We start from the raw sequence: 20,336 nt of genomic DNA, 5'->3' as shown, positions 1-20,336 counted from the left end.
CTTTATATGGCTAGTCGTGCTGACAAATCTTCCAAGCTAATTGACAAAGCTACGGTTTTAGCCAAATCTGGCAATTGGGGAGAAGAGGCCAGGAAAATAAATAGTTCGATTATTGAGTTAGACCCCAAAAATGCTGATGCTCATACGCGGTTGGCGCGGTGTCATGTTTTATTGGGAAATCTCGATAGTGCGGAACAAGTCTATGAAAAAGTGCTGAAAATTTATCCTGAGAATTTAGTGGCTAAAAATAATCTGTCTAAGCTAAAAAAGAATCGACCTTTATTTACGGGAGATAAACTCCTCTAGTTAGTAACGATAAGTGAACGGGCGAGCGCCGGATTTGAGAAGGATACTAAGATTCGGCGCAAGCTAAAGGGCAGTTATTTTTAGATTAAAATTACGAGCGGGAGAAATAAACGGAACTATCCTGTTATTTCTCCTATAATTCCTATGAAAATTAACTTAAAGTCATGGGGTTTTTAAAATATTCTGTAAAATTTAGGGCGGACAAAAGTATATATAAAGAGGAAATCTCTCATATTTTTTAGTCGTCTTAGTAAATATTGATATTCTGCGATCGAGAGGTGCTGCCAATGCTAATGCTACTATTCTATGTAGGTAAAAACCTTTACGCACTTGATACTTCTCAGGTAGTTGAAGTTATACCTAGAGTAATTCTTAGGAAAACTTACCAAATGCCTGATTACGTGGCAGGTATGTTTCAATATCGCTCTGCGATTGTACCAGTCATCGATCTGTGCCATTTAATTCAAGGACAGCCAAGTTGCTCCTACTTAAGCACTCGAATTATCATGGTAAATTACGTTGGGAAAGATAACGCTAAGCGTTGTATTGGATTGATGGCGGAACGAGTAACGGAAACATTAAATAAGCCAGATAGCGATCTTGAAGATGCCGCCACCCACTTAAATGAAGCTGCTGGTTATTTAGGAGAAATGATTATGGATGATAAAGGTATGATTCAGCGTATTAGGTTAGAATATTTGCTGTCCGATCCCCAGCACCAATATTTACTAGCAGGAAAGAACGATGACCGTAACGCTCCAAGCTCAAATTGAGTCACTCCTGAAAGATAAAATGGGTTGGTCTGCGAGCATTCTTGGCTCTAAGGAAATTGCCAGAGCTGTAAAAAAACGGATGCTAGCTGAGGATTCGCCCGATCTACAAACTTATCTACAGCAATTGCAAATATCAACCCAAGAATTAGAAGAACTAATTGAATTATTAATTGTACCGGAAACTTGGTTTTTTCGAGATTGGGAACCATTTACTTTTTTAGAGCGGTATGTCAAAGCAGAGTGGCTACCAATGCAATATCACCGCATCTTGCGCGTACTCAGCGTACCCTGTTCTTCGGGAGAAGAGCCTTACTCAATTGCTATGACCCTCCTCAAGGCCGGTTTGACACCTAACCAATTTCAAATTGATGCCGTAGACATTAGTAAAAGATCCTTAGATAAAGCTCGAGAAGCCGCGTACAGCCCCAATTCATTTCGGGTAAAGAATCTAGAATTTCAGAATCTCTATTTTACCAAAGTTGCCAATAAATATCACTTGCATGACCTAGTTAGAACTGCTGTTAATTTCATGCAAGGAAATCTAGTTGCTCCGAATTTTACGAACGGCAAAAATCCTTATGATGTCATCTTCTGCCGCAACGTCTTAATTTATTTTGACGATGCAGCTAGAGCTAAAGCAATTGGCACTTTAAATAGTTTATTGAAAAATGAAGGGCTGCTGTTTTTAGGACACGCCGAGCAAGCACAGATATTAGCATCTTCGTTTATCTCAGTACAACATCCTTTTGCTTTTGCCTACCAAAAAAAAGACAAAAATAAAGGCAGAGCGAGAAATGAAGAAAGAGTGCAAATTAGAAATAAGCACTTAACATCTACCTCAGATTTTAGTCCTCGCTCAGAGCGAAAAAACAACTTTCCTCAATTCAGGGAGAACGATTTCACAGTCAAAAGACAAAATGCTACACTCACAAATCAGGAGTCTACAGAATTGAGAACTGCTTTCTCGAACGGTCAAAAAATATCTGCTAAAGAAATAATTTCTGGTCAAAACTTAATTAACCTGCCAGTTTCCAACCTTGAAAATGCACGGAAGTTAGCCGATACAGGACAGTTAAGCGAATCTGGTAGAATTTGCGAAGCTTATCTCAAAGAAAACAGTACCAGCGTTGAGGCTTATATCTTACTAGGGCAAGTTTATCAAGCTAAAGGGATGGAAAATCAGGCAGAGCAATGCTTTCAAAAAGCAGTTTATCTTGAACCTAACAACTCTGACGCACTCCTGCATCTGGCTTTACTTAAAGAACAGGGTGGGGATCTTGCTAGAGCAGCCGTCTTACGGCAACGTATCCAGCGCCTGCAAAAGCCTTAGATAAGTAGACATCGGTTAGCTAAACTGATAAAGTTTGACTGACTACTGAAAACTGATAACTGACAAACAATAAAAATTGGCTCAAAATTAAATGCTTGGAAACTTAAAATTAAGAGAACGTCTACTCGTTGGATATGCAATACCCACCATTGTGTTCATCATATTTGCCACAATGGTTTTTTTTAATAGTCGGCAAACAGCCGAAACTTTCCAAAGTGTAAATACAGCCCAAAATATGATTATTGAAACCGATGATATGATTTTGAGGGTTTCGTTGATGGCTAGGCAAGTTCGCGGTTATCTACTGGTTGGCAATGCTGAGGGTGCTTTACAATCTTTTGATAAAGAAGAAAATAATTTTGAGGAGGCAGCTAACCGTGCCCAAAGGCTCATCAAAACAATAGGAGAGCGAGAACAGGAACAAAGATTTGCAAGAATGCTTGAAATCAAAAATCAGTTTCAAGAGTTGGCTAAAAGAACTTTCGTTCTGAAAGATCAAGGTCAGCAAAAACAGGCAGTAGATTCGTATTTGGCAGAATCTAAAAACATTCTTGGAGAATTCGACAAATTGCTCCGGGAATTTCGCCAAGAACAGCTTGACATATTGGCAAAACATATTGGGCGCACAGAAAGTGCTCTTAGTTCCCTAAAAATTGCATCTATAGTCATTCCCATAATAGCTTTAGCTATAGCTTTGACGGTGGGATTTCTAATTTCACAAATTGTAGAGGGAATAATTAGCAGAGTTGCTCAGGTACAAGGACAGGCAGAAAAGGTGGCTACTGGGGATCTGAGCACGAAAGTGGAAGTTTTTGATAATACTAAGGATGAAATTGGAAAATTACAGCTTGCTTTCGTTAAAATGACTGAAAACCTGAATTCATTAATCCGCCAAGTTCAACAATCCGGAATTCAAATTACCTCTTCTGCCACCCAAATTGCAGCTTCAGGCAAGCAACTAGAAGCAACAATCACCGAACAAGTTGCTTCCACCAATCAGGTAGCCGCTACAGCCAGAGCAATTGCTACCACTTCTGGACAATTGGTAAAAACAATGGATGAAGTTGAACATACATCTAATATAACTGCACAGTCGGCTGGTGAGAGTCAAAAAGATTTGATGCAGATGGAAAAAACGATGCGGAAGTTGGCAGATGCTACAGGGAGCATTTCTAACAAACTTGGAGTAATTAGCGATAAAGCCAATAACATTAATAGCATCGTTACTACGATTACAAAAGTAGCGGATCAAACAAATTTACTCTCATTAAATGCGGCCATTGAAGCGGAAAAAGCTGGGGAATACGGAACTGGGTTTGCGGTGGTGGCGCGTGAAATTCGCCGTTTAGCTGACCAAACGGCAGTGGCGACATTAGATATCGAGAATATGGTCAAAGAAATGCAAAGTGCTGTTTCTACAGGGGTAATGGAAATGGATAAGTTTACCAAAGAAGTAGAGCTAGGAGTGGAAGATGTTCGTAATATTGGCACAAAATTAGATACAATTATTGACCAAGTGCAAAACCTAACTCCTCGCTTTCAACAGGTGACAGGCAGCATGGAAGGGCAGTCACAGGGGGCGCAGCAAATTAGCGAGGCAATGGTGCAGCTCAGTGAAGCTTCATCGCAAACAGCTCAATCCTTGCGTGAGATTAACGGTGCTATTAGCCAATTAAATGAGGCGGCACAAGGCTTGCGTCAAGAAGTCTCTCGTTTTAAAGTTGCAAGTAGTTGACTTTAAAAAATCAATACAAATGTAGAGTTTGATAGCATTAAACTTCCCAGGCAAATTATCATGTTTGACAAAATGAACTTCCGAACACGCCTCATCTTTACTTATTCGATTCCCGCAATATTATTCATATTGTTGAGTGGGCTAGTATATGTAAATGCTTCTCGCTCACTTGAACTTTATAAGCACACAAGAATAGGGCGGAATACCCTTCTAGGGACAAAGGAAATGATGTTGAGAGCTTCCATGATGGCTAGACAAGTTCGCGGCTATCTACTTGTGGGAAATGCTGAGGGTGCTTTACAATCTTTTGAGAACCAGAAAAATCTGTATTTGGAAGCTAGGAAAGAGGTAGAAATACTAATTTCAGACAATTCCAATGCCCAACAAAAAGAAAAATTCACTAAGATGATAGAGCTAGAAAATCAATTTGAAGAACTATCGAAAAGAACTTTCCGTTTGAGAGATGAAGGTAAGCTACAAGAGGCGGTAACTACATATCTGGCAGAATCGAAAAACAATTTAGGAGAATTCGACAAAATAAATGAAGAATTTACCCAAATCGAGCAAGAATCTTTGAAATCGATGAGTGAGGAAACAGAAAGAGCGATTAAGTTAATAAGTTTATCATCTATAGCCATTACAGCCATAGCCCTAGTGGTGGCATATATGATCTTTAACCTAGCGAAAAACTTGAGTGCATTAATTCAACAGATACAGCAAGCAGGGATTAAAATTACTAGCTCTAGCACCCAAATCGCAGCTTCTGGGAAGGAACTTGAAGCAACCATGACGGAACAGGCGGCCTCCACTAATGAGATAGCTGCCACAATCAAGGAGATTGCTGCAACATCTTCACAACTGGTGAAGACTATGGATGAAGTTGAATATACATCGCAAGCTACGGCTCAGGGGACGGTGAATAGTCAAAAAGAATTAATACAGATGGAAAAAACTATGCGGATATTAGCAGAGGCAACTAATACGATTTCCTCAAAACTGGGGACAATTAGTGATAAAGCTAATAATATTAACAGCATTGTTACTACTATTACAAAAGTAGCGGATCAAACTAATTTACTCTCGCTTAATGCGGCAATTGAAGCGGAAAAAGCTGGGGAGTACGGAACGGGGTTTGCTGTGGTGGCGCGTGAAATTCGCCGCTTAGCCGATCAGACAGCAGTGGCGACATTAGATATTGAGAACACGGTAAAAGAGATGCAAAGCTCAGTTTCAACAGGGGTAATGGAAATGGATAAGTTTACTAAAGATGTAGAGCGAGGTGTGGAAGATGTCCGTAATATTGGCACAAATTTAGAGTCGATTATTGGGCAAGTACAAACCTTAACTCCTCGCTTTCAACAGGTCAGTACCAGCATGGAAGGACAGTCAGAAGGGGCAAATCAAATCAGTGAAGGAATGGTGCAGCTAAGCGAAGCTTCTTCGCAAACTACTCAATCTCTACGTGAGATTAACAATGCGATCGCAGACTTGAATGAAACGGCACACGGCTTACGTCAGCGAGTCTCTGGTTTTAATGTTGGTTAGAGATAATGATTCTACAGTAAATTAGGTAGAAATGAAAGTAATGAGTAATGATTGCTGGAACAAAATAGGAGTTGAGGGCGATCGTTCCTGCGAGCAACTCAAAGCAGTAATACACTGTCGGAACTGCCCCGTTTATTCTGCGGCTGGACGCAGTTTATTAGAAAGGGAAGCACCACCAGAGTATGTAAATGAGTGGACAGAGGTACTAGCAAAAAGTCATCCAGATCATTATCAAACACCACTTGGCGGGACTATAGTTCCTTCAGGAGAAACTATATCAGTTGCGATCTGTCTACTAGGTGGTGAATGGTTAGCTCTGCCAGTAAGGTTGCTTCAGGAAGTAACAGATCCCTGTGTTATTCATACCTTACCTCACCGCAACAGCGAACTTTTTATGGGTTTGGTCAACATTAGAGGTGAAATTCTAATGTGTGTTTCCCTCCAGCATCTTCTTGACCTGCAAGCTAACGTTAACTCTTCAGAACGTCCCACTTCTGTTGCTGCTAAAAGGATGATAGTTGTGGCAAAAAAAGATAATCGCTGGGTTTTTATCGTTGACGAAGTTTGCGGTATTCATCGCTTCCAGCTCGGAGAATTACAAAATACACCCGTAGTGATTTCAAAAGCATCAGAAGCTTATACAAAAGGGGTAATTCTGTGGCAGGGGCATAAGGTGAATTACCTCGATGCTGATTTATTATTTTATACCTTAAATAGGAGAATATTATGAGCGAGAGTACAATGCTAGATGTATTCCAGCAAGAAGTGGAAGCCCAAATAGCCATATTAAATCAGGGTTTCATCTCTCTGAAAACTGAACCGCAGTCTGGTCAAAAGCTGGAGCCATTGATGCGTGTTGTTAATGCGATCCAAGGAACCGCTAGGCTTGTTGAAATTGATGCTGCTATTAACCTGGCTCAAATTATAGAAAATTGCCTCGATCGCGTCCAAAAGCAAAGCTTTATACTAGGTAATACTGAAATTGACGTACTACTAGAAGGAGTTGATTTACTTTTCAATATTAGCCACCTCAAGGAAGAAACTTTAGAGAGTTGGATTTTAGAAAATCAAGAAAATATCGATACACTTACAAATAGTATTGACACTCTACTTACATCAAGCGTGCAATCAGTTTCTCAGCCAAAAGTAGAATTTAAAAGTTTGCCTACAAAATCAGAAATCCCAAGTTTAGAAGTAGGTTTAGAAGATGATAGTAAGAGCCAACAGATAACAGTTTCCCCTAATATACCTGCTGCTATAAAATCTTCCCCCATTTCTAATCCAGAAGAGATCGGAGATGAACAAGTAACAGTTACTAAATATAGTCAAGATGCTCTAGAGCTAGATGAGATCTCAACCATCGGTGACACTTCAATGGTGGAGTTATTTAAGCTGGAAGTAGAGGCCCAAGCCGCTGTTTTAAGCGAGGGACTGCTAGCCCTGGAAAGTCAACCAGGCTCTCCTAAAGTTTTAGAGTCTTTGATGCGGGCAGCCCATTCTGTTAAAGGAGCTGCACGTATTGTTGCCCTGGATGCTGCTGTTAATTTAGCTCATGTTATGGAGGACTGTTTTGTAGCAGCACAAAACCAAAAGATTACTCTGGAAGCAGAGGGAGTTGATGTGTTACTGCATGGAGTCGATCTGCTGACAAATATCAGTCAGCAAGGGCAAATTTGGGTTAAGGAATATCAGCAGGATATTGAAACTACCAGAGAGGAAATTTATGCTCTTTTGACACCCGGAAACTCACCAGTTCAAAGGACTCAAAGCTTACCTTCACAGCAGAAAAATCAGGGACAAACAATTGGCATACAAAAACAAGAAATCGTTGTTGCCACTCCCGGTACTATCCAAACACAACCAAAGACTGAAAATAAGTTCGATGAAACTAACTCCATTATTAATCCAATATCTGGCTATATAGATCAAGCAAAATTGCCCGCAGCAGATAGTAGTGCTAGCGATCGCGTTGTACGGGTAAGTGCCGAAAACTTAAATCGGATCATGGGTTTAGCTGGCGAATCTCTAATCGAAGCAAATTGGCTTCAGCCTTTTGCAGATTCCCTAACTATTCTCAAGAAACGGCAACTAGAATTGTCAAAAATTTTAGAGGTTTTTCAACAAAATTTAACAGTTAATCACCATCAAGATACAGAGAGCTATTTAGAAGCCGCTCGAACAAAAGAGCGAGAATGCCGTCAGATTTTGAACGATCGCCTGATAGAATTAGAATTATATGCCCGTCGCACTAGCAATCTTTCCGATCGCCTCTATCAGGAGGTAATCCAATCTAATATGCGCCCTTTTGCCGATGGTGTGCAGGGATTTCCCCGCATGATCCGAGATTTAGCTCGGAAGCTCAATAAGCAAGTAAAATTTGAAATTATTGGCAAATCTACACCAGTAGATCGTGATATTATCAAAAAACTAGAAGCGCCCCTCACCCACATTTTAAGGAATTCTATAGATCACGGTCTTGAGCTTCCTGAAGAGCGCATAGCCGCAGGTAAACCAGCAGAAGGAACTGTGCGGTTAGAAGCAGTCCATCGAGGAGGAATGCTATCAATTACCATCACTGACAATGGGAGAGGAATTAACTTTGATTGGCTGCGCCAAAAAATTCTTAATAAGAACCTAGCAACACCCGAAATAGTAGCTCAGCTCAGTGAAAGTGAACTGATGGAATTTCTATTTTTACCAGGATTTTCTACCGCCAAACAAGTCACAGAAATTTCTGGTCGCGGTGTGGGTTTAGATATTGCTAAAAGCATGGCGCACGAAGTTGGAGGAACGGTCAGAGCAAGTTCTACTTTGGGAAAAGGTACGACTTTTCACTTCCAATTGCCTTTGACTCTCTCAGTTGTTCGCACCCTGTTAGTAGAAATATCCGGCGAACCATATGCCTTTCCTTTAGCGCGGATTGAGCAAATTGTCAATGTGAATAAAGAAGAAATTTCCTCAGTGGAAAATCGGCAATATTTCACTATGGACAATAAGAATATCGGCTTAGTAGCTGCTTATCAAGTTTTAGAATTGAAGCAACCTCCGCCTCCTTCTAATACTTTGTCTGTGGTTGTGATCAGCGAACAATCAGATTATTACGGACTGGTGGTAGATCGATTTTTGGGCGAACACGATTTAGTGGTAAGACCATTAGATCCCCAGCTCGGTAAAGTTCAGGATATTAGTGCTGCGGCTCTAATGGGAGACGGTTCTCCTATCCTAATTGTTGATGCTTCTGACTTGATGCGTTCAGTTGATAATTTGCTTAACAACAGTCAATTGAACCGTGTTATTAACAGTTCTGATAAATTTGTTGTAGAGGGCCCCAAGAGTATTCTGGTCGTGGATGATTCAATTACGGTGCGAGAAATGCAACGAAAATTGTTACAAAACAAAGGTTACAATGTTGATGTTGCGGTCGATGGAATGGAAGGTTGGCACGCGGTTTCTACAAATCACTACGATTTGGTAATTAGTGATGTTGATATGCCGCGCATGAATGGAATCGAATTTACCACCAAGATTAAAAATAATCCTAAATTCAGTTCAATTCCAGTGATTATTGTCTCCTATAAAGACCGTGAAGAAGACCGTATACGTGGCTTAGAAGCTGGAGCAGATTATTACTTAACGAAAGCTAGTTTTCAGGACGATACATTGGTAAACGCCGTTTACGATTTAATTGGTCATTAGTTAGTGCTTGGTGGTTAGTGTTTAATTGTTGATTGTTGGGTATTAATACTACTAATCTAGCAATTATGTAAAACCATTTATAACACTGCGAAGAGGCAGCAGTACGATGAGCGTAAGTCTGATAATTCTAACAACTAACCCTAACAACTAACAACTAACAACTAACAACTAACAACTAACCAATAATATGAGAATTGCAATTGTAAACAACATGGTGATGGCAGTAGAAACGCTACGGCGCGTCTTGATGACTGTCAAAGAATATCAAGTGGCTTGGATAGCTCGTGATGGTGCTGAAGCAGTTAGCAAATGTGCCCAGGATACTCCTGACATAATTCTGATGGATTTGCTCGTGCCGATCGTGGATGGAGTAGAGGCAACTCGCCAGATTATGAAGAATTCTCCTTGCGCGATTGTAGTAGTAACAGCTAGCGTTGAAAAAAATGCTTCTAAAGTATTTGAAGCAATGGGATATGGAGCATTAGATGCCGTTAGTACACCAGTTTTAGGAGCTGGCGGTAATCCAGAATCAGCTCAAGCTTTGCTTGCTAAAATAGTGACTATTGGTAAACTAATTGGTAAATCAGCACCAGCTTATAAATCTAGAATCCCTATCCAAAGTCCTAAATCTATATTTTCACCTCTAGCATCCCGAATTCCTCCCTTAGTTGCGATCGGTTCTTCTACTGGAGGGCCAAATGCTCTCGCAAAGATCCTTTCTCATTTACCAGCAAACTTTGGTGCAGCAGTAGCTATCATCCAGCACGTAGATGCACAATTTACTCCTAGTTTGGTAGAATGGCTGAATGAACAAACCCCTCTGAGTGTGGAGTTAGCATCCGAAGGTAGTCGTTTAGAAGTAGGAAAGGTATTAATTGCCGGGACAAACGATCACCTTTCATTACAACCAAATTTCAACTTAAGTTATACGAAAAACCCAATTGATTATCCCTATCGCCCTTCAGTTGATGTATTTTTTAAAAGTGTTGCTCATTACTGGCATCGGCAAGGAACTGCTGTGCTACTAACAGGAATGGGCCGAGATGGAGCGGAAGGGCTAAATTTATTACGGGCAAAAGGATGGCATACCATCGCCCAAAATCAGGCAAGTTGTGTGGTTTATGGAATGCCGAAAGCCGCAGTAGAATTAGGCGCTGTGGTGGAAATTTTACCCCTAGATGCTATCGCTTCTACTTTAATTAAGCAATTAGCAATGAACCGTTAGTTACTTCTTCTTACTTTTTATATTCTGGTCAATATCTCAAAAGGAAGTGAATTCAATGATAGCAGAAATGATAGAAGATCCGATTACCGTCTTGCTCATCGACGACCAGCCAATGATCGGCGAAGCGGTTCGTCGAATGTTACTTCCCGAAAAAGATATCACATTTCATTACTGTAACGACCCTACTCAAGCCCTAAAAGTGGCTAGAGCGTGTCAGCCTACTGTCATTTTACAAGACTTAGTTATGCCAGAAATGGAGGGACTGGTTTTAGTGCGCTTTTTGCGAGCAAAAAATGCTCCCACGAGATATGTTCCCTTAATTGTTCTTTCTAGTAAAGAAGAACCGCTAATCAAAGCTAAAGCTTTTGCATTAGGTGCTAATGATTATGTAGTTAAACTCCCCGATAAAGCGGAACTGATCGCCCGTATTCGATATCATTCTAAAGCTTATGTAAATCTTCTCAAGCGCAACGAAGCTGAAGCTATCCTCCAAGCGGAAAACTTTCGGATGGCTAAAGAGCTAGATATGTTGCGTCAAATGCAACAGATGATTCTACCTACATCGGACGAACTAGACGCGATTGAAGGTTTAGAAATTGCAGGGTTTATGGAACCTGCTGATGAAGTAGGTGGCGACTACTATGACGTTCTTTATGTAGACGGTGTTGTTACTATTGGGATCGGTGATGTCACGGGACACGGACTCGAAAGTGGTATTTTGATGGTAATGACGCAAACAGCAGTCCGCACTCTTAAAGAAATTCGAGAACTCGATCCAGTTAAATTTTTAGATGCACTCAACCGCACTATTTATAAAAATGTGACTCGGATGAATTCTGAAAAGAATTTAACATTAGTCATTCTTACTTATACAAAAGGTAGAGTCAGCATCAGCGGTCAGCATGAGGAAACTCTTGTAGTGCGAAAAGGCGGTCATGTTGAACGCATTAATACGATGAATTTAGGTTTTCCTATTGGATTAGATGAGGAAATTATTGAGTTTATCAATCATACTACGATTGAATTAAAAGAGGGCGATGGAATCGTGCTTTATACGGATGGAATCCCGGAAGCATATAACATCCAGAAAAAACAATATGGGCTTGAAAAACTATGTGAAGTTATTAGTAAAAGTTGGGATGGCTCTGCCGAAGAAATTAAGCAAGCAATAATTGACGATCTTAAAGAATTTATTGGTTTACAAAAGGTTTTTGATGACATTACTTTAGTGGTGATCAAACAACAAGAACAATATGAGGAGATGGAAGCATTGGAGGAAGAGGAACCTATAGAGGAAGTGACGGAAACGGTGAAGGCAAAGAAGAAATTCAACTTTTTTGGGAAATGATATTCCCAGATAGAAGGCGAACATTTTGTTGTCAAAGTTTAAGCTTAAATCTGTTTTATCTTACTTAATTAGGTAGTAGAAATGAACCAATTTTTTGGATGCTTTATTGATAACTTACCCCAGCATGATTCTTTGGAACTGATCTTTACTCAAAGTTCTCTGCTCAGCGAACAAATATGGCGCAATCATCGTTTATCTGCTCATTTTGTAGCTAATTATTTCGCGAATCTTTTGCCAATTGATGAAAATGAGGCTCAGGGAGAAGAACGCATCAAAGCCATACAAACTGCTGTGAGTTATATTGGGAATGAACTATTAGAAAATGCGATGAAGTTTAACGAATTTAGCAGGCACGAGCGAGTTCAGTTTGGTATTCATTTTGTGAAAGAAATAGAGATAGTCACTCCGATCATTTTTACTAAAAACAGTATTACTTATGAAAAAGTTGAGCAATTTCAAGCTTTTATTGAAGAATTACTATCGGCAGATCCTAATGAGTTATATATTCGGCAGGTTGAAAAAGCAGCCGAATCCGAACAAGATGAAGCTTCTGGCTTAGGCTTGCTGACCATCATCAATGATTATTCAGCCAAATTAGGCTGGAAATTCGAGCCAAAATCTACCGATCCACAAGTTATCCTAGTTACTACAATGGCTCAAATTGTTGTATAATATTAACTAATAAATTTAGACCGCTGAAGAAAAAAATAGACAACTTATGAGCAATCAAGAAGTCAAGGGTGAGGACTATAAAGTTGAATACGATCCAGCATCGTCAACAGTTTATTTTAAAGGGGAAATCAGTCTAGGAGGCCCCAAGGATTATGCTCCAATTGTTAAGTTGCTTGATGAAGCGGCTAGTTTAGCATCCTCAACCTTAACATTAAATGTAAAAGAATTAGGATTCCTCAATAGTTCAGGGATCAGTATGCTGTCAAAATTTGTACTGGGTATGCGGAAAAAGAAAACTCAATTGATAGTTTTAGGTTCAAAGACAATGCCTTGGCAAGCTAAATCACTGAAAAACTTAGAGCGATTGCTTCCAGGTTTAAAACTGGTAGTGTAATAAGGTAAAATAGTTAGGAGCGCTCGCCATTTTTCTGAGAGTTTTTATAGATTTATCAATTTCAAATTTGAAGAATTTAGGCTATTAGTCGCTCCAGCTAATAATATTAATTATTGTTGAGTTCCCGGTTCAAAAATTAAAGTAATTTATTTGAGGTAGTAACTTCTATGTTAGAAAATCTATTCCATCAATTTGAAACGCTGAATATAGCGGTCAAGTTCCTGTTTATTTTGCTAATTAATGCTCTGGTAACAGGAGTATTATATGTATTCTTGTTTTATATTCTGCGCCCAATTTTTCGTAAGCTTGAGCAGGATATTGCTCTAGTTACCTTAAGTGTTTCCTCTTATCCCATCCTGATCGTCTGCGCTATTTATAGTCTAAAGTTTACTGTTGGAACATTCGTGTCTGCCGATCTTCTTGCTGCACTAGAACATCTCCTAACACCGATTTCAATTGCCACTATTAGTTATTGGTTAGTGCAATTATTTATTGAAGTTTTTATCTATTACCTAAAAGAATACACTAAAAAAACTGAAGCGATGTGGGATGATGTCTTGCTTCCCATCCTCTCAGCCGTTGTCCCTGTGATTATTTACCTGGTTGGCAGTGTGCTTTTGCTTAGCTCCTTTGGGGTTGATTTAAGTGGAATTTGGGTAGCCTTGGGTGGCGCTACTTTTGTTCTCGGTTTTGCACTTCAGGATATTTTATCTAATTTTTTTAGTGGGGTTGTTTTACTCATAGATACTCCTTTTAGATTTGGTGATATTTTGCTCCTTGAAGATGGCTCAATTGGAATGCTGCGCCGGATTGGTATTAGGGTAACTCAGCTTTATATATTTAGTAACCATTGTGATGTTTATATTCCCAATAGTGTTTTGCAGGGTCAAAAACTAACTAATTTAAGCCGTCCTACTTCTTTATACTATCACTCTCTCGAAATAGAAATACCCTCTGAGGGTAATTTTGAGGAATCGAAGAAGCTGATGCAAGCAATTGTGTTAGCTCATCCAGATACGTTAGGGGACATAGATGCTAAATTGGAGGTAATTAATAATTACTATAACGCTGAAGAAAGTGATGTGAATCTATGGGAACAACAAGAAATTGGCAAATTGCGGTTACTGGCTGAACAAGAAGTAAATTTAAAATTAGAGGAAATTGAACAAGCTCTTGAATCTTTAGTTGTGACTGTGCAATTTGCAGAAAAAGGAGGTTTAACTCAAGATGAAAGAGAAAATGTTCAACAGGAATACCAAGCAATTTTAGAACTCATAGGTTTTCAAATGAGCGAGGAAACGGAAGGTCGCAGTGCTGTTGTTAATTTTGAAGAATATAATGAAGAGGGACTGATTGAGCTAATTAGAGAGTGGTATCGAATTTGGCTCAGAGATCCTAATTTGCTGGATGAGGATCAATTCTTCATTTCAGATGAATGGGAACGAAAGATTAATTTGCTCAAGCGGAGGGCGCAACGATTATCTCAAAAAATTTCTAATCCTCAAGCTGACGAAACTCGTTTGGATGATTATGTGATAGAGATAATTAAATGGCTGAAAGAGAAGTTGAAAGTGCCGAGAAAAAAATGGCAAGAACCGCAAATCAGGATGATCGGAATGAATCACGAGGAGTCTTCGGTGTATCTTGAATTAAATATTAGCTTTTTTGTGGATGATATTAAACTGGAAGATGGGAAAAGGGGCGATCGCGTTAGAAGCCAAATTTATCAAGAAATCTTCCGCTGTCTCCAAAATACTTACATGAATTGGAATGGTATTAAAGAGATAGGTGAGACACAGGAGAATGGGAATGCTGTCGATGCTAGCATTACTCAGAGTCCTGTCAGCAGTTTTGTACAGACTGGACTCGATTCCACGACTGCTAAACAAGGCTTTGCATTTTACTTGTCGGTAGGTAGGAATAAATCTGGGGCCAAGTCGGGAAAAGCTCTTGATAAGTAATGCTGGACTTTGGTGATGCGATCGCGATCGCTCCCTCCTGAGTAGGTTAGCTAAGGCAAGATCGGGTTAAATCGCCTGTAGAACCGCAGCAGCGATCGCTCCTTACTAGGCCAGCTAAGCTAAAAAAGCAAAACCTATTACTGGAGAGAACTTCAGCCAATTTTAAAAAACCTTTCAAAAAGGGGTTGACAGAGCGGGGAAAACTTGGTAGTTTATTAAAGGTGAAGCGTAAAAAGATGTAAAGCTACTGAAACAGAAAGAAGTAAGTAACGCATCTAGCTCAAGCCCCAAAAGCATTGAAAGTTTAAAAAGCTTTCCTGGTGCCAATGGCGCGGTGGAACCACACCGATCCCATCCCGAACTCGGATGTTAAACGCTGCTGCGGCGAAGATACTTGGTGGGTAACTGCCTGGAAAAATAGCTCGGTGCCAGGATAATATAAAACTAAGGCTCTTTTCCAGCAATGAAGGAAAAGAGCTTTAGTGTTTTGGTTAGTTGTTAGTTGTTAGTTGTTAACTGTTAACTGTTAACTGTTAACTTCCTTCTTCCTTCTTCTTCCTTCTTCCTTCAATAATGATTAAACCTTTTTCTCCGCTTCCTCCTTGGATTGTATTGGATTCGCTGTTACAAAGTTGGCTGGTAGAGGATATTGGTAGAGGCGATCGCACCACATCCGCTTTATTTCCCCCCCAAAGCATCCAGAGCACAGCTAAATGGATAGTTAAAGAGTCAGGAATCATTGCGGGATTACCGATCGCCGCCAGAGTATTTCACCTTTTAGATAATAGCGTCAAATTTATCCCCCAAGTTTCAGAAGGAGAGTGGTGTGAAAAAGGAAAAATTATTGCAGAAATTGCGGGCAATTTTGATGCCTTGTTAACAGGAGAAAGAGTAGCATTGAACTTAGCTATGCGTCTCAGTGGCATTGCTACTTTTACTCGAAAATATGTAGATCGCATTGCAGATTTACCTGTACAACTGGTAGATACTCGCAAAACAACACCGGGGTTGAGAATATTAGAAAAGTATGCTACTCAACTCGGTGGGGCTCGAAATCACCGGATGGGATTAGACGATGGAGTAATGATTAAAGACAATCACATTGCTGCTGCGGGGGGAATTGGAGAAGCGATCGATCGCATTCGAGCAACTATTCCCTATCCTTTAACAGTAGAAGTAGAAACAGAAACCCTGGCAGAAGTAGAAACAGCTTTAAAACATGAAGCAGATATAATTATGTTAGATAATATGTCTGTTGACTTAATGCGTCAAGCAGTGGAACTCGTTCGTCAGCATAGCAACCGCATCAAAATTGAAGCCTCTGGTAATATTACCTTAGAAACAATTAGAAGTGTAGCTGAAACTGGAGTAGACTACATTTCAACCAGTGCTCCTATTACTCGTTCAACTTGGCTAGATTTAAGCATGAAATTTGTTAATAGTTAACAGTTAACTGTTAACAGTTAACTGTTAACTAACTGAAAACGGCTATGAGTGCGTAATCCTGCTAAGATTTAGCTTAGTAGCTGAGGATAAACTAATGCGCTGGATTCGGTACGTTGCGATCGCCCTCGTCAATGCCTTCGGTGTCGTGGTTGGTATCGTCTGGGTTGCTGTCCCCCACACACTCGCTCAATCTTCGATCGACTCCACGATCCAAACCTACCAGCTTCAAGAGACGACTCCGAGTGTGCGATCGCTACCGGAACTTTACAAAATTCGCGATCGGCTCAAAGCTGACCTAAATAAACTCACCCAAAATAGCGATCGTACTCTGTTTCCAGAACCCTGGAGAGAGGAAATCCAGCGCCAACAGTCTGAAAATTCGCGCCGAAACCTCCAAGCGGTTGAAGCTAGCATTCTGATTGAAGAAGAAGCAAATAATACTTGGCAGCAAGCTGCTAAACTTGCAAGGCAAGCTGTGGAAATTGGACGCATACCGAGCCCTAACGCTGCTACCTGGGAGCGATCGCAACATTTGTGGCAAGCAGCAATCGAAATTTTGCGCCAAATTCCTCAAGAATCTTTCCTCGCGGATAAAGCAATTGAAAAAACTATCGAATATCAGGGATACGTTGCGATCGCCACTTATGAATGGCAATTAGCGCGATCGATTGAGGAAGCTAAAAATAGAGATCGGTTAGAAAAACTGGCAAAAGCAAATGTTAGCAAATCCGCCACTGTTACCCCACTATCTATCCCCTCAACTAGCGTCACACCCCCTCTAGGTTTTTCCTTTTTGGGGGATACAAACAGAGATGGTATAATTGACCAGCGAGACGAACAGAAACGTGAAAAATGGTCTTTTTCTAGCGGGGCCCTGATACTATTTAATCATGATGATGACGATCGCAAAGGAATTCCCGATTGGCAAGATCGAAAAGTAAATGGAGAGCGCGATGTACAAGATTTAGCTCCCATTACCTTGAAACTATCAGAAGAATTTGTGGGTTCTCAAATATTTCTCACCGCTGACACCGCCGCCCTCCGCCACGTTAATATTTTTCAAAAGACCAATGACGGCTGGAGAATTGTAGATATTTCCGGCAAAGAGCCCCTAGTTTTTGACCGCGAGATGGTCTTGGGTGTAGAAGCTAAACAGTTTCGAGATCGCAACTGGAGTGGCGTAATTGCCCTGAAAGCCACCGCCGTTAAAAATGGTAAAGAAATGGCTGCGGACACAATTCAAATGGGAGTATCGCCCTGGATCGTGTCGCCCAATACAGCACCAGTTAAGGAAATTCATGTCAGCGATCGCGGCGTGCAAAATTCGGACTTTGTAGCTCAAATTAAGCAAGCCATAGAACCCACAGATACGAAAACAAAAATCATTCCGGGTGACAGTATTTGGCTGCAAGAAACTAAAGAAATTGGCTATGTTCAAATTCCCGACAAATCGGGGATTCGCACCTTCAATTCCGCCCTAAAACGTGGAGGTGACAATCAGAGTAAATCACTCTTAGGTCGCGACTTCGGAACTTTTGAAATCGGTCAATCGCGAGGGCTAGATCCTCTCAACCAGTGGGCAGATGGGTATGGTAATTTAGAAGTAACACCGCCCCTGGCTGGATATCCAATGGGTCGAGTTTATTATGGCAATTCTGGCACAGCAACACTCAATCCAGAGGTAGTTGATTTTATTAAAGCTCAGCAAGTTCAAGGGCCACCAGTTGATATTGATACTTCTTGGCTTTTAATTCGCAATGCTGATGAAATCATCAGTTTTATTCCCAATAATTCGGGTCAACCATTATTAATGGTTGTCAGTCCTGAAGCGGGAGTAAAATTGTTGGAAGAACTCGCTAAAAAAGGCTACAATGATGCAATAGTTAATCGCGATTTAAGCACTCAAACAACTGTTCGTGCTGCTTTGAATAATAAATCGCTAATTCAGCATAATCTCTATTTGCAACAGGAAAAAATCAACCCACTGTTGTCAAAATTGAAAAAAGAGTTTCAACTCACCGACGATCGCATTATCCAAGTTCCAGCGATGTTCGGTTACAGCGGTTATGCTTGGTGGCCCAATATGGTTAACTCTGTAGCAGTAAACGGTCAATTGTTAGTTTCTAACCCTCGCGGCCCAATGATTGACGGCCAAGATTACACTCAGGAGAAATTTCGCCAATTAGTAGCACCTTCCGGGATTACGGTTAACTTTTTGGAAGACAAGTATTATCACGAACTCAGAGGTAATACTCACTCTGCTACTAATACGATACGTCAGGGAGAAGTCAAGCCTTTTTGGGAGTTTTAGTCGCGATCGGGAGAAAGCAGAAGGGTTTAACGATCTAGATAATGTTTACAGGGTAGAAACAACGATGCGGAAGTATAATGATAGTCCACCTCACAGATTAAATTACTTAACTCAAGGAAAAACGGCGGATGTTTAATCAATTAAGAATGAGAAATCGAATGTTACTTGGGTATGCAATTCCGGGATTTATCTACCTGGCATTGTCTGTATTAGCTTACATAACAGCAAATCAAGTATTTTATGCTTTTAAAGAAGTTGAGAGGGTGCAGAATATTATTATAAATACTAACAATATGTATAGAGGTTCAGATCAAGCAGTGCGGAGCTTTCGCGGCTATATAATCAACAGAGATAATAATTTTATAACTCAATATCAAACAGGATTGGACTTATCTCGTAGTGCGGCTAATAGCATAAAGCCACTAATCAAAAACCCGGAACAGAGAACCCGATTAGACAAAATGGTTGAATTTGTTAATGAATATGCAGTTTTTAGTAATGAAATCATCGCTTTATTAAAGCAGAATAAAAGAACTGAAGCTTTAACTTTATTTAACCAAGGAAAAGGGACTCAATTTATTAATCAATTTGAGGCATTGAGCATTGTATTCACAGAATCTGAACAATCTATTCTAAAAGCAGAAATGACAGAAGCAAAAGCTTCTTTAAACTTTTTAATCGTCTTGTTGATAGGAGGTTCAGCTTTTTTGGTACTGTTTGGTGTACTTATTGCTTGGTTAATTTCTTCAGGTATTGTCAAAACAATTGATCGGGCAATCAATGCGATCGCGACTTCTTCAACTGAGATTGCAGCAACAGTGGAGGAACAGGAACGTATGGCAACTCAGCAAGCAGCTTCAGTTAATCAAACTACCACGACAATGGATGAATTGGGTGCATCTTCAAGAGCAACTGCACAGCAGATAGAAAGTGCTGCCAATGAAGCAAAGGAAGCTTTAAACCTGGCTGGAGGCGGAACAAAAGCTGTAGGCAAAACCTTAGAAGCGATGGCAACACTAAAAATTAAAGTGTCGGCTATGCAAGGACAGATTATGCAATTGAGAGAACAAACCGATCAAATTGGTAATATCTCAACTTTGGTAAGCGATCTGGCAAATCAGACTAATATGCTGGCACTAAATGCAGCAGTTGAAGCAGTGCGAGCAGGGGAACATGGCAAAGGGTTTGCAGTTGTTGCAGCAGAAATTCGCAAACTAGCCGATCAGAGTAAAAAATCAGCGGATAAAATTAATCTTCTGGTTGGTGATATTCAAATGGCGATTAATTCTACAGTAATGGTGACAGAGCAGGGAACTAAAACAGTTGAAGCAGGAGTAAATATTGCGGAGGAAACAGCCCAAGCTTTTGTAGGTGTCGCAAATGCAATTAACAATGTGGTTTTGAGCTCTCAACAAATTTCTATGAATGCTAAACAGCAAGTAATTGCCATCGAACAGGTGGTTGATGCGATGAATTCTCTTAATCAAGCAGCGGCCCAAACAGCTAGCGGGATCGGTCAAACTAAAGTGGGTACACAGAAATTAAATGAAGCCGCACTAGACCTTAAAGCCGTAGTCTAGATACTTGCGATATC

Annotated in this window: 15 protein-coding genes and 1 rRNA gene; all 16 read left to right on the top strand. The window is 40.3% G+C overall.

The annotated features are described in order from the left end of the window. The first annotated feature begins 6 nt into the window (after positions 1-6). On the top strand, positions 7-306 hold the full coding sequence (locus tag OSCIL6407_RS0120230) for a tetratricopeptide repeat protein (RefSeq protein ID WP_007353116.1): 300 nt from the start codon (positions 7-9) through the stop codon (positions 304-306). A 287-nt stretch (positions 307-593) separates the two neighbouring features. Continuing rightward, on the top strand, positions 594-1,079 hold the full coding sequence (locus OSCIL6407_RS0120225) for a chemotaxis protein CheW (protein WP_007353117.1): 486 nt from the start codon (positions 594-596) through the stop codon (positions 1,077-1,079). Then, the gene (locus OSCIL6407_RS0120220) at positions 1,051-2,409 is read left to right on the top strand and encodes a CheR family methyltransferase (protein WP_007353118.1); all 1,359 of its coding nucleotides are present in this window, start codon (positions 1,051-1,053) and stop codon (positions 2,407-2,409) included. Before OSCIL6407_RS0120225 ends, OSCIL6407_RS0120220 begins: the two co-directional genes overlap by 29 nt. A gap of 172 nt (positions 2,410-2,581) precedes the next feature. Continuing rightward, positions 2,582-4,144 carry a methyl-accepting chemotaxis protein gene (locus OSCIL6407_RS0120215; RefSeq protein WP_019487597.1) on the top strand — a complete coding sequence of 521 codons (1,563 nt, stop codon included), beginning with the start codon at positions 2,582-2,584 and terminating at the stop codon, positions 4,142-4,144. A 225-nt stretch (positions 4,145-4,369) separates the two neighbouring features. Next, the gene (locus OSCIL6407_RS0120210; protein ID WP_007353120.1) at positions 4,370-5,689 is read left to right on the top strand and encodes a methyl-accepting chemotaxis protein; all 1,320 of its coding nucleotides are present in this window, start codon (positions 4,370-4,372) and stop codon (positions 5,687-5,689) included. A gap of 31 nt (positions 5,690-5,720) precedes the next feature. Further along, on the top strand, positions 5,721-6,419 hold the full coding sequence (locus OSCIL6407_RS0120205) for a chemotaxis protein CheW (RefSeq protein ID WP_019487595.1): 699 nt from the start codon (positions 5,721-5,723) through the stop codon (positions 6,417-6,419). Further along, a complete protein-coding gene (locus tag OSCIL6407_RS0120200; RefSeq protein WP_007353122.1) occupies positions 6,416-9,385 on the top strand; it encodes a response regulator in 2,970 nt (989 codons plus the stop codon). Before OSCIL6407_RS0120205 ends, OSCIL6407_RS0120200 begins: the two co-directional genes overlap by 4 nt. A gap of 187 nt (positions 9,386-9,572) precedes the next feature. Then, on the top strand, positions 9,573-10,610 hold the full coding sequence (gene cheB, locus OSCIL6407_RS0120195) for a chemotaxis response regulator protein-glutamate methylesterase (RefSeq protein WP_019487594.1): 1,038 nt from the start codon (positions 9,573-9,575) through the stop codon (positions 10,608-10,610). A gap of 55 nt (positions 10,611-10,665) precedes the next feature. Then, the gene (locus tag OSCIL6407_RS38145; RefSeq protein ID WP_007353124.1) at positions 10,666-11,958 is read left to right on the top strand and encodes a SpoIIE family protein phosphatase; all 1,293 of its coding nucleotides are present in this window, start codon (positions 10,666-10,668) and stop codon (positions 11,956-11,958) included. A gap of 81 nt (positions 11,959-12,039) precedes the next feature. Beyond that, positions 12,040-12,630 (top strand): DUF6272 family protein, encoded by a 591-nt coding sequence (locus OSCIL6407_RS0120185; protein WP_007353125.1) that lies wholly within the window; start codon positions 12,040-12,042, stop codon positions 12,628-12,630. Between the two features lie 46 nt (positions 12,631-12,676). Next, on the top strand, positions 12,677-13,024 hold the full coding sequence (locus tag OSCIL6407_RS0120180; RefSeq protein WP_007353126.1) for a slr1659 superfamily regulator: 348 nt from the start codon (positions 12,677-12,679) through the stop codon (positions 13,022-13,024). A gap of 167 nt (positions 13,025-13,191) precedes the next feature. Continuing rightward, complete coding sequence (locus OSCIL6407_RS0120175) at positions 13,192-14,985, top strand: mechanosensitive ion channel family protein (RefSeq protein WP_007353127.1); 1,794 nt, start codon at positions 13,192-13,194, stop codon at positions 14,983-14,985. 316 nt (positions 14,986-15,301) lie between these two features. Beyond that, positions 15,302-15,419 (top strand): 5S ribosomal RNA (gene rrf, locus OSCIL6407_RS0120170). Positions 15,420-15,558: 139 nt separating this feature from the next. Next, positions 15,559-16,431, top strand: coding sequence for a carboxylating nicotinate-nucleotide diphosphorylase (gene nadC, locus OSCIL6407_RS0120165; RefSeq protein WP_007353128.1), 873 nt, complete (start codon positions 15,559-15,561; stop codon positions 16,429-16,431). Positions 16,432-16,525: 94 nt separating this feature from the next. Then, positions 16,526-18,742 (top strand): protein-arginine deiminase family protein, encoded by a 2,217-nt coding sequence (locus OSCIL6407_RS0120160; protein ID WP_007353129.1) that lies wholly within the window; start codon positions 16,526-16,528, stop codon positions 18,740-18,742. Positions 18,743-18,870: 128 nt separating this feature from the next. Continuing rightward, entirely contained in the window at positions 18,871-20,322 is a 1,452-nt protein-coding gene (locus OSCIL6407_RS0120155; RefSeq protein WP_019487593.1) for a methyl-accepting chemotaxis protein, read from the top strand. The last annotated feature ends 14 nt before the right edge of the window (positions 20,323-20,336 follow it).

The organism is Kamptonema formosum PCC 6407, from assembly GCF_000332155.1.
Taxonomy (GTDB): Bacteria; Cyanobacteriota; Cyanobacteriia; order Cyanobacteriales; family Microcoleaceae; genus Kamptonema; species Kamptonema formosum.
The sequence above is the reverse complement of the archived record's forward strand: the minus strand, read 5'-3'. Positions and strand labels throughout refer to the sequence as shown.

What these genes read in the sequence shown, in the direction of transcription:
- OSCIL6407_RS0120160 (WP_007353129.1), top strand. Translation starts at nt 16,526, where the DNA reads ATGCGCTGGATTCGGTACGTTGCGATCGCCCTCGTCAATGCCTTCGGT.
- OSCIL6407_RS0120185 (WP_007353125.1), top strand. Translation starts at nt 12,040, where the DNA reads ATGAACCAATTTTTTGGATGCTTTATTGATAACTTACCCCAGCATGAT.
- OSCIL6407_RS0120210 (WP_007353120.1), top strand. Translation starts at nt 4,370, where the DNA reads ATGATGTTGAGAGCTTCCATGATGGCTAGACAAGTTCGCGGCTATCTA.
- OSCIL6407_RS0120155 (WP_019487593.1), top strand. Translation starts at nt 18,871, where the DNA reads ATGTTTAATCAATTAAGAATGAGAAATCGAATGTTACTTGGGTATGCA.
- OSCIL6407_RS0120175 (WP_007353127.1), top strand. Translation starts at nt 13,192, where the DNA reads ATGTTAGAAAATCTATTCCATCAATTTGAAACGCTGAATATAGCGGTC.
- OSCIL6407_RS0120225 (WP_007353117.1), top strand. Translation starts at nt 594, where the DNA reads ATGCTAATGCTACTATTCTATGTAGGTAAAAACCTTTACGCACTTGAT.
- OSCIL6407_RS0120220 (WP_007353118.1), top strand. Translation starts at nt 1,051, where the DNA reads ATGACCGTAACGCTCCAAGCTCAAATTGAGTCACTCCTGAAAGATAAA.
- nadC (WP_007353128.1), top strand. Translation starts at nt 15,559, where the DNA reads ATGATTAAACCTTTTTCTCCGCTTCCTCCTTGGATTGTATTGGATTCG.
- OSCIL6407_RS0120180 (WP_007353126.1), top strand. Translation starts at nt 12,677, where the DNA reads ATGAGCAATCAAGAAGTCAAGGGTGAGGACTATAAAGTTGAATACGAT.
- OSCIL6407_RS0120230 (WP_007353116.1), top strand. Translation starts at nt 7, where the DNA reads ATGGCTAGTCGTGCTGACAAATCTTCCAAGCTAATTGACAAAGCTACG.
- OSCIL6407_RS0120200 (WP_007353122.1), top strand. Translation starts at nt 6,416, where the DNA reads ATGAGCGAGAGTACAATGCTAGATGTATTCCAGCAAGAAGTGGAAGCC.
- cheB (WP_019487594.1), top strand. Translation starts at nt 9,573, where the DNA reads ATGAGAATTGCAATTGTAAACAACATGGTGATGGCAGTAGAAACGCTA.
- OSCIL6407_RS0120205 (WP_019487595.1), top strand. Translation starts at nt 5,721, where the DNA reads ATGAAAGTAATGAGTAATGATTGCTGGAACAAAATAGGAGTTGAGGGC.
- OSCIL6407_RS38145 (WP_007353124.1), top strand. Translation starts at nt 10,666, where the DNA reads ATGATAGCAGAAATGATAGAAGATCCGATTACCGTCTTGCTCATCGAC.
- OSCIL6407_RS0120215 (WP_019487597.1), top strand. Translation starts at nt 2,582, where the DNA reads ATGGTTTTTTTTAATAGTCGGCAAACAGCCGAAACTTTCCAAAGTGTA.